At 45.1% G+C, this 9,783-nt stretch carries 9 protein-coding genes; 5 read left to right on the top strand and 4 right to left on the bottom strand.

The window, feature by feature from the left end; genetic code table 11:
* The 5 genes from ACTXGO_RS06535 to ACTXGO_RS06515 all read left to right on the top strand — a co-directional run.
* Positions 1-331, top strand: a 331-nt coding sequence (locus ACTXGO_RS06535; RefSeq protein ID WP_443573762.1) for an NUDIX domain-containing protein, incomplete at its 5' end; no start/stop codon positions are given.
* A gap of 93 nt (positions 332-424) precedes the next feature.
* Complete coding sequence (locus ACTXGO_RS06530) at positions 425-1,252, top strand: RnfABCDGE type electron transport complex subunit B (RefSeq protein WP_317198480.1); 828 nt, start codon at positions 425-427, stop codon at positions 1,250-1,252.
* A gap of 66 nt (positions 1,253-1,318) precedes the next feature.
* A complete protein-coding gene (nth, locus tag ACTXGO_RS06525) occupies positions 1,319-2,014 on the top strand; it encodes an endonuclease III (RefSeq protein WP_443541890.1) in 696 nt (231 codons plus the stop codon).
* 206 nt (positions 2,015-2,220) lie between these two features.
* Positions 2,221-3,387, top strand: a complete 1,167-nt coding sequence (metK, locus tag ACTXGO_RS06520) for a methionine adenosyltransferase (protein WP_317198482.1) — start codon at positions 2,221-2,223, stop codon at positions 3,385-3,387.
* Positions 3,388-3,426: 39 nt separating this feature from the next.
* The gene (locus tag ACTXGO_RS06515) at positions 3,427-3,807 is read left to right on the top strand and encodes a DUF3144 domain-containing protein (protein ID WP_317198483.1); all 381 of its coding nucleotides are present in this window, start codon (positions 3,427-3,429) and stop codon (positions 3,805-3,807) included.
* 180 nt (positions 3,808-3,987) lie between these two features.
* On the opposite strand, the gene ACTXGO_RS06510 is transcribed toward ACTXGO_RS06515, so the two are convergent.
* The 4 genes from ACTXGO_RS06510 to ACTXGO_RS06495 form a co-directional block, all read right to left on the bottom strand.
* Positions 3,988-5,640, bottom strand: a complete 1,653-nt coding sequence (locus ACTXGO_RS06510; protein ID WP_317198484.1) for a BCCT family transporter — start codon at positions 5,638-5,640, stop codon at positions 3,988-3,990.
* Between the two features lie 209 nt (positions 5,641-5,849).
* Positions 5,850-7,499, bottom strand: a complete 1,650-nt coding sequence (locus ACTXGO_RS06505; protein ID WP_317198485.1) for a BCCT family transporter — start codon at positions 7,497-7,499, stop codon at positions 5,850-5,852.
* Positions 7,500-7,694: 195 nt separating this feature from the next.
* A complete protein-coding gene (locus tag ACTXGO_RS06500; protein WP_443541896.1) occupies positions 7,695-8,909 on the bottom strand; it encodes a PQQ-dependent sugar dehydrogenase in 1,215 nt (404 codons plus the stop codon).
* Between the two features lie 151 nt (positions 8,910-9,060).
* On the bottom strand, positions 9,061-9,783 hold a 723-nt coding region (locus ACTXGO_RS06495; RefSeq protein ID WP_443573760.1), incomplete at its 5' end, for an AAA family ATPase.

Below are 9,783 nucleotides of genomic sequence, written 5' to 3'. Positions count from 1 at the left end.
CCTCAAGCTGCCTTTGCAATATGGCTTGATTGCAGGATTCGTCGAAGTAGGCGAAAGCTTGGAGCATGCGGTCGTGCGTGAAGTTGGCGAGGAGGTTGGCATTACTCTTAAAGATATTGCCTATGTCAGTAGTCAGCCTTGGCCTTATCCTTCTAATTTGATGCTTGGCTTTCGTGCCTCTTATGTAGGCGGTGATATTGTGCTCCAAGAAGATGAACTCTCTCATGCAGATTTCTTTGATCTCTCAAACTTGCCAAAAATACCTGCAAAAGGCAGTATTGCTTACAATCTTATTGCTCAAATTGCGCACGAAGAAGGCGTTAGTCTGTAGCCGCTATCTATATATTTTTACGTTTGACAATCTGCATTTAGCTATCAACGCTCATGCTATCTTTAGATCCAAAGTCAGCAAGGTTATTATTCGATGTCAACCATTACCCGTCTCGATCATCTCCCTATTTTGTTTGATACCTTAGCTTTAGACGAGCAGCCTATAGAGGTTCAAGAGACTATTGCCCGTATTGATGCCTGCCTGCCGCAGACTCAGTGCGGCCTATGCGAGCATCCTGATGGCTGCCTGCCTTATGCTACTGCCATCGTTACAGGCAATGAACCCTTTAATAAATGCGTACCAGGCGGTCAGCCAGTCACAGATGCAATTAGACAAATACTGACCTCTATCGATGAGCAACAATCGCTAACGGCTGCGCCATCGCAGTGGCCAATCGATGTGCGCTCAGAGCGACCCACTGAAGTACGCGCGATCATTCGTGAGGATGACTGTATCGGCTGTACCAAATGCATTCCCGCCTGCCCTGTCGACGCTATCGTTGGTACCGGTAAGCATATGCATACGATATTTACTGATCTATGCACAGGCTGCGAGTTATGTATCGCGCCATGTCCTGTTGATTGTATTGATTTAGTTGTAGTGGACAGGCAGCTATCAGCGTCACAGCGCGTGCAAGAGCAAGACGATTTGCGCCATCGTTATCACACGCATCTAAATCGCGTGACTCGCCAGCTCATGGGTAGTCGTAACCAAAAGCCTGTTGTCAGCATGATGGAGGCCAAGCTCAATAACGCCGCCACGCAGACCCTAGATATCAGTGAGCAGCAAGCAAAAAACACCATTGCCGCCGCCAAGTTACGTAGCAAAATCAAAAAGCTTGAAAAACAGCTTAGCGCGCGCCCTAATGCCTCAAAACAAGCTGAGCTAGAAGCGCTACAAAGTGAGCTCGCGCAGCTTTGAATGCTCTACTTTAGCTGTTAAGTGCATAAATTGAATGTATCCAAAAATTAAATAAAGACCCTTGATATGAGCAAAACAGTCAAACACAAAACCGCTGACACGCCGCCATCACGGCGTATGCCCAATCGTGATGTGCGACCTTTTTTTGAAAAGCTAGCGGCAACGATTGAAGACCCTGTCACCGAACTGCGCTTTGAGAGTAATTTTGAGCTGCTCATCGCAGTTATTCTCTCAGCACAAGCGACAGATATCAGCGTTAATATTGCCACCGATCAGCTATATCCTGTAGCCAACACCCCTAAAGCGATTTTGGAATTAGGCGAAGAAGGACTAAAGCCTTATATTAAAAACATCGGTCTATATAATGCCAAAGCCAAAAACATTATCAAGACCTGCCGTGATTTGATTGATAAATTTGATAGCCAAGTGCCTGATAACCGTAAAGATCTTGAGTCATTAGCAGGCGTCGGGCGTAAGACGGCGAACGTTGTTCTTAACACCGGTTTTGGTCAGCCTACCATGGCGGTCGACACTCATATCTTTCGCGTAGGCAATCGTACAGGGCTTGCCACGGGCAAAAATGTGCTGATCGTTGAGCAAAAGCTGGTCGAGCGTATACCTGAGGATATGATGATGGACGCGCATCACTATCTTATCTTGCATGGGCGCTATACCTGTCAAGCGCGTACACCTAAATGCGGTGCGTGTCCTGTCTTTGTAGAGTGTATGTTTAAAGATAAACTGGCGTTTTTAGAATTATAGCTTATGTCTAACTAAAGTCCGTTTGATACCTGCAAAGTGTATCGTCAACATCACGTTACGTCATAGTCCTATCCACCGCTAGAGTTTTGGCGCGATACACGGTAAAATGTGCTAATTTTTTGCGTCATTTTTATCCTATATTTTGATATACCTTTACTAATGACTGAGTTTGTAGACTCCAGTCCTTACCATTAAGCGACCCTATTATGCGTGAATACAGTTTATTTACTTCAGAATCCGTGAGCGAAGGTCATCCTGACAAGATGGCTGACCAAATATCAGATGCCATTCTTGATGCTATTCTGCGTGAAGACTTACAAGCGCGCGTCGCCTGCGAGACTCTTGTCAAAACAGGTGCGGTTGTTTTAGCGGGCGAGATTACTACGACCGCCAATATCGATATCGAGCGTCTCGTTCGTGATACGGTCAATGGTATCGGCTATCATCACTCAGACTTAGGATTCGATGGCGAGACTTGCGCGGTGATCAATATGATCGGCAAACAGTCTCCTGAGATTGCTCAAGGCGTTGACCGCACTGATCCTGAAGAGCAAGGCGCAGGTGATCAAGGGCTTATGTTCGGCTATGCCAGTAACGAGACTGACGTCTTGATGCCAGCTCCCATCGAATACGCCCATCGTCTTATGCAGCGCCAGTCTGAGCTGCGCCGCGCAGGCGATCTGCCATGGCTGCGTCCTGATGCCAAAGCGCAAGTTACTCTCAAATACGATGGCAGTCGCCCTGTGGCTATCGATGCGGTCGTCCTCTCCACCCAGCATGATCCTAGTATCTCGCAAAGCGATTTGCAAGAAGCTATCATGGAGAATATTATCAAGCAGGTACTGCCCGCTGAGCTACTACACGCAGGAACCCGCTATCATATTAACCCAACGGGCAAGTTCGTTATCGGCGGCCCTGTTGGAGACGCGGGGCTCACAGGTCGCAAGATTATCGTCGATACTTATGGCGGTATGGCGCGTCACGGCGGCGGTGCTTTTAGTGGAAAAGATCCCTCAAAAGTCGATCGCAGCGCTGCTTATGCGGTACGTTATGTCGCCAAAAACATCGTCGCTGCAGGTCTAGCTGAGCGCTGTGAAGTACAAGTGAGTTACGCTATCGGTGTCGCTGAGCCGACGTCTATCTCGGTCAATACCTTTGGAACGAGCAAGATCAGTAACGATGAGATTATTCGCTTGATTCGCACGCATTTTGATCTGCGCCCTTACGGTATTACGCGTATGCTTAACTTGCTCCAGCCTATGTACCAGCAAACGGCGACTTTTGGACACTTTGGTCGCCCAGGCTCTGAGACCGCCTTTACTTGGGAAAAAACAGACAAAGCCGATATTTTAAAAGCAGATGCCGGTTTGTAAATTTTATAATGCTCATACTACCCTTATTAGGAGTCCCTTATGTCACAAGATAATGTTCAAAATCATGACCCTATTCAGCAAGATGGTTTAAATACAGACAACACTGTTGAGATTACTCCTGAGATGCAGGCGTTTTATCAGCGTGCTGACGCTATCATTGGCGTGGCTAACAGCCAGCTAGGTCCAGACGCACATTCAGGTCAAGTAGGCGCATCACTACTATACGCCGCTGCCCGTTATAGCGCTTCTGTCGCCTCTATCGGCTTCGTTAAGGGTGAAGATTTTGCCAAAGAAAAAGACGATATTGTTGAGTTCTATGTCAAACAGTATCGCCAAATGCTCAGCGATAACTTAACGGATTACGCTCAGAACTTTGATAACTACGTACAGCTTAACCAAGATGATAAGTCTGCTAAATAACGTCAAAAATCACAAGCACCATCAAAAACAGCCTATTCTCATAATAGGCTGTTTTCTTGTCTGTCGTAAATGGCTTGATTACTTATAACTCACTGCTAATGAAAACTTCTTACTAATCATGCAAAAAAATGCCCAGCTTATAAAAGCTAGGCATTAATCAATAAAAGCTATAATTTATATTTAAACGTCTTTATCGATCGGAGGCGGTCCGTCTAGTAGCTCTTCATCGCGGAACTCATTGGCTGAATTATGCTCAGCGGATTCTTCGGTGATAAACCACTGCTGATTACGATAAAGTATCAAGCGATCACGGCTTAGACCGCGCAAAAGCGAATACATCATAATCAAAATAACAATGGCAAAAGGAAACCCTGAGACAATGGATGCCGCCTGCAAGGCTCCTAGCCCGCCTGCTGCCAATAGTACTGCAGCGATAACACCTTCTGTACCTGCCCAAAACAGTCGCTGAATCTTTGGCGGATTGGTATCACCACCTGAGGTCAGCATGTCAATGACAAAGCTGGCAGAATCTGATGAGGTGACAAACCAGAGTACGATCATCACGATAATCAAGAAGGATACCGCTTCAGTCAGGGGATAAAATTCCATCAACGCAAAGATCGCACTACCACTGTCTGCGCGTACAGCATCAACCAAACCTGGACTCATAATAGCAGGATCAGCTGCCGCCATAAGCTCCATATTGACCGCAGCACCGCCAAAAGCGGTAAACCAGATAAATAGTATGGTAACTGGTATCAATAACACGCCTAAGATAAACTCACGAATCGTACGACCACGAGAGATACGTGCAACGAATACACCAACGAATGGTGACCAGCTAATCCACCAAGCCCAGTAAAAAATAGTCCAATACTGCTGCCAATTCTCTTCACCTTCATACGATTCTGTCCATAACCCTAATGGTATGGCTTGATGTAGATAATTACCAATATTCTCGACGAAGCTATTAAGGATAAACTGCGTCGGGCCCAAGATAATCACAAAACTCAGTAGCACGATCGTCAAGAATATATTGATATCACTTAAGCGCTTGATACCCTTATCTAGTCCCAAGAACAGTGACATCCCTGCAAATACAGTAATCACAGCAATCAACACAATCTGCGTAGTAATATTATTTGGGATACCAAACAAGGTATCAAGACCTGAATTGATCTGTAATACCCCAAGCCCTAGCGTCGTTACCACACCAAACATCGTACCAAATACCGCTAGGGTATCGACCGTATGACCCATAGGGCCATAAATCTTTTTGCCGATTAACGGATAGAGCGTTGAGCGAATGGCTAAGGGCAAGCCAACGCGGTAATGAAAATAAGCCAGTGCTAAAGCGACAATGCCATAAATGGCCCAGACATGAAAACCATAATGCAAGAATGAGATGTTCATCGCAAGCTTGGCAGCTTCAACGGTCTCAGGATCACCAAGTGGCGGCGCCATATAATGGTATAGCGGCTCAGCGGTACCCCAATACAATAGTCCAATACCGATACCTGCTGAGAACAGCATACCTATCCAGGATATCAGGTTGTATTCAGGTCTCTCGGTTTGATGGCCCAGCCGAATATCACCGTAGCGGCTAAAGATAAGATACACACTCATCAAGAGCGCCAGATTGACCACGACAATAAAGAACCAACCAAAGCGTATTGATACAAAAGCTTTGGCTTCGTTAAAAACAATTTCTGCTTGCTCATTGAATAATGCACCAAAGATAATGAAGACAATAATCAAAATCGCAGAAGTCAAAAATACAGGTTTATTTACCCGCGGAAAAGGCCCTAATCGGCCAACTTTTACATGATCCATAGGGGTTCCAAAAGTTAAAATTGCGTCACCATACCAAGGTATGAGCCAATTATCAAATTTAACGCTAACCTAACAGTGTTAGCTTTATTAAAAATACTAGTGAAACATTCAAGTTTGTTTTATCAAATGACCAAAGCAAACTTAAATATTTGACAAAAAATAGACCCTAATTTACCTATAAATTAGGGTCTAAACGCTATGATGAATACTTAGTCACCTTTAACGATCTTTGGTGGCCCTTTTAGTAGATGCTCATCAGTGAACTCATTAGCTGTATTATGATCAATAGACTCATCAGTAATGAAACGCTGCTGCGCACGATAAAGAATCAAGCGATCACGGCCAAGACCACGCCACAAGGCATACATCATGACAAAGATGACGATAGCAAAGGGTAGTCCTGCTACAATAGCCGCCGCTTGCAATGCACCAAGCCCACCTGCAGCGAGCAAAATTGCGGCAATAAAGCCTTCCATCGTTGCCCAAAACAGACGCTGAATCTTTGGTGGATTGGTATCGCCGCCTGCGGTGAGCATGTCAATGACAAAGCTTGCAGAGTCAGACGAGGTTACAAACCACAAAACAATCATAATGACAATCAGTAGAGTAAGTGGTTTCGTTAACGGATAATACTCAACCAACTTAAAGATTGCGCTACCTGTATCTGCTTGTACGGCCTCTATTAGTCCAGGGCTTACTAGAGCAGGATCAAGGGCAGCAAGTAGCTCCATATGGATAGCTACGCCACCAAAAGCTGTGAACCAAAAGAACAAAATAGTCATCGGTATCAGTAGCACACCCAAAGTGAACTCACGAATAGTACGACCGCGAGAGATACGCGCTATAAATACACCAACGAATGGTGCCCAGCTTACCCACCATGCCCAATAAAATATCGTCCAACCGCTCTGCCAATCAGTACCGCTATACGACTCGCCCCAAAAACTAAGTGGAACCACTGCCGCTAGGTAATTACCGATATTTTCAAAGAAGCTATCAAAGATAAATAGTGTTGGGCCTAAAATGACCATGAATGCTAATAGCAAACCTGTCAAACCCATGTTGATATCACTCAAGCGCTTGATACCTTTATCAAGTCCAAGCATCAAAGAACCACAAGCAAGCAGAGTAATAAAGGCAATGATCGCAAATTGCACACCAAGACTATTAGGAAGACCAAATAGGTTTTCAAGTCCTGAGTTGATCTGCATGACCCCTAAACCTAAAGAGGTCACAACGCCAAACATCGTACCAAATACTGCTAAGATATCAACAGTATGGCCCCAGCGCCCGTAGATTCTTTGACCTAATATTGGGTATAGCGTTGAGCGAATAGAGAGTGGCAATCCACGTCTAAAGTGGAAGTAAGCCAATGATAGCGCGACAATGGTGTAGATTGCCCAAGCATGAAGTCCCCAATGCAAGAACGAGATATTCATCGCCTGTTTGGCCGCCTCCATAGTCTCAGGTTCAGCCATTGGCGGCGCCATATAATGGTATAACGGCTCAGCAGTACCCCAATAAACCAGACCGATACCGATACCCGCTGAGAATAGCATGCCGATCCAAGACCCCAGACTGTACTGCGGTCGCTCGGTTTGCTGACCCAAACGTATATCGCCGTAGCGACTTGCTATAAGATAAATACAAAAGACTAAAGCCACATTCATAAGTAGAATGAAGAACCAGCCAAAGTTAGTCGTAATAAAGCTTTGCAGATAACTAAAAAGCGCACCAGCAGTTTCAGTGAAAAATGCGCCAAAAATAATAAAACCAACAATGAGAATACTCGATGTGATGAAGACGGGCTTGTTTACCCTAGGAAAAGGGCCAAGCCTTTCAACTTTTACATGATCCATTCGCTAAGTAACCTTAATTTTTTAGGAGTTTTACCTTAACAAGATAACGCACAACTATCAAATATAAACCAAGTACTTACAAGTCCTTATTGAATAGAAACAAACCTCAATATCATCAACTAAAAACATTGTTTCACTATTAATAAAACTACTACTCTATTAAAACAGTAGCAGTGTGATTGAGCGATAGTATTGTTATTGGGGCAATAGCTGTAGCAATCTGCCATCATCGCCATCCTCAAGCAGCCATACCTGACCCTCTACGGTTGTCACATTACGAATTCTTGCGCCCATATCATAGCGATAGCGCTCACTGGCACTGCCTGCCGCGTCCATATCAACAACAATAAGCGCTTTGGAGGATAATCCACTCATCAAAGCCTTGCCCTGCCAGGCTGGAAAGTCGTTTTGACTGCCTGAGGTGTAGATACTTAAAGATGATGGTGAAATAACAGGCGTCCAAGAGACTTTAGGCGGCTCAAATTCAGGACGAGTATCATGATCGGGTATGTCTGTACCAGAATAATTACGACCGTTTGAGACCACAGGCCAGCCATAGTTATTGCCCTTGACGATCAAATTATACTCATCACCGCCGCGAGGTCCCATCTCGTTACTCCATAGTCGGCCCGACTCATCGAACGCCATACCGAGTACATTTCGATGACCCGTACTCCAAAACTGGGCGCTAATGTCGTTGTTGTTGGCATAAGGATTGTCACTAGGGATAGTCCCGTCAGGATGCAAGCGGATAATTTTGCCAAGATTCAAGCTCATATCTTGCGCAGGCTGTTTTTCTTGGCGATCGCCTGAGCTGATATAAAGGTAGCGTCCATCAGGTGAGAACAACAAGCGATGACTATAATGTCCTTGCCCATCGATTTTTTTATTTTGCTGCCAGATAGTGCTGATGTTTTGTAGACTTGGCTTATCGGTATCTAAACCGCTAAGCGTCGCTTTGATAACCCTTGCCCCATATTTATTACTATCAGCACCACTACCCGCTTCGGCATGACTGATATAAATGGCATTAGTCATCCTAAAATCTGGCGCTAAAGTCACATCTCCTAAGCCGCCTTGTCCGCCATAAGCCACCTCTGGCACACCTGCGACTTGGGTTTTGGCTCCCGTCTGCGTATCGACCACAAGCAATTCACCTGACTTTTGCGTGACTAGTAACTCAAGCGCGTCATTTCCTGTTTTTGGTAGTGCAGTCATCGCCCATGGCTCATTAAAGGTCGCGACAGCTTTAGTCGTAAATTCAGGTTTTTCAGTATCATTGGCTTGCGACATGCTCGCTGAGCTACTTTGCTCCATGTTGGCTGTTGTCGGTTCAGAGCAAGCGGCTGTACTTATTAGTAATGCGGCTATGGCTAGTGGTGCGCTATTATATTTGCTATAAATGGTCATAATATTTATCCCTATTTATTTTTAGGCAAAATTGACTGTATTTCTAATATAGCAAGCAAGAGCACAATTGGCGTACAGATTATGTTTTTATATAAAAAACCCCTTACCTGCGCTCGCAGATAAGGGGTTTGGGATAATACTATCGGTACGATTAACTGACTCGCAATTTACCAAAGGTCAGCTTGTCATTAGCATCTACTTCAACTTTGATGATATCTCCTGCGACAAAGTCACCAGCTAAGAGCTTCATCGATAGTGGATTTTCGATCTCTTGCTGAATGGCACGTTTCAGTGGACGCGCACCATAGACTGGATCATAACCAACTGCGACAAGCTTGTTCATCGCGTCATGTGACAACTCGATATCGAGCTCACGCTCATGCAAGCGCTGACGTAATCTATCAATCTGAATCTCAGCGATACCCGCCATCTGCGACATACCGAGCGGATGGAAGACCACGATCTCATCAATACGGTTGACAAACTCTGGACGAAAATGCTGCCCGACGGACTCCATAACCTCAGATTTGATATCCTCGTAACTCTCACCGACCATTTCTTGAATCTTGTGTGAACCTAAGTTACTGGTCATGATAATAACGGTATTTTTAAAGTCTACAACGCGGCCTTGCGAATCGGTCAAACGCCCATCATCTAATACTTGCAACAAGATATTGAACACATCAGGATGCGCTTTTTCGACCTCATCAAACAAGATGACGCTATAGGGCTTACGGCGTACCGCTTCGGTCAGTGTACCGCCTTCTTCATAGCCGACATATCCTGGAGGCGCGCCCACCAAACGGCTAACGCTATGCTTCTCCATATACTCACTCATATCGATACGCACGATAGCGTCCTGAGAGTCAAATAA

It is taken from the genome of Psychrobacter sp. T6-1, assembly GCF_052258445.1.
The sequence above is the reverse complement of the archived record's forward strand: the minus strand, read 5'-3'. Positions and strand labels throughout refer to the sequence as shown.

What these genes read in the sequence shown, in the direction of transcription:
- ACTXGO_RS06515 (WP_317198483.1), top strand. Translation starts at nt 3,427, where the DNA reads ATGTCACAAGATAATGTTCAAAATCATGACCCTATTCAGCAAGATGGT.
- ACTXGO_RS06500 (WP_443541896.1), bottom strand. Translation starts at nt 8,909, where the DNA reads ATGACCATTTATAGCAAATATAATAGCGCACCACTAGCCATAGCCGCA.
- ACTXGO_RS06510 (WP_317198484.1), bottom strand. Translation starts at nt 5,640, where the DNA reads ATGGATCATGTAAAAGTTGGCCGATTAGGGCCTTTTCCGCGGGTAAAT.
- nth (WP_443541890.1), top strand. Translation starts at nt 1,319, where the DNA reads ATGAGCAAAACAGTCAAACACAAAACCGCTGACACGCCGCCATCACGG.
- metK (WP_317198482.1), top strand. Translation starts at nt 2,221, where the DNA reads ATGCGTGAATACAGTTTATTTACTTCAGAATCCGTGAGCGAAGGTCAT.
- ACTXGO_RS06530 (WP_317198480.1), top strand. Translation starts at nt 425, where the DNA reads ATGTCAACCATTACCCGTCTCGATCATCTCCCTATTTTGTTTGATACC.
- ACTXGO_RS06505 (WP_317198485.1), bottom strand. Translation starts at nt 7,499, where the DNA reads ATGGATCATGTAAAAGTTGAAAGGCTTGGCCCTTTTCCTAGGGTAAAC.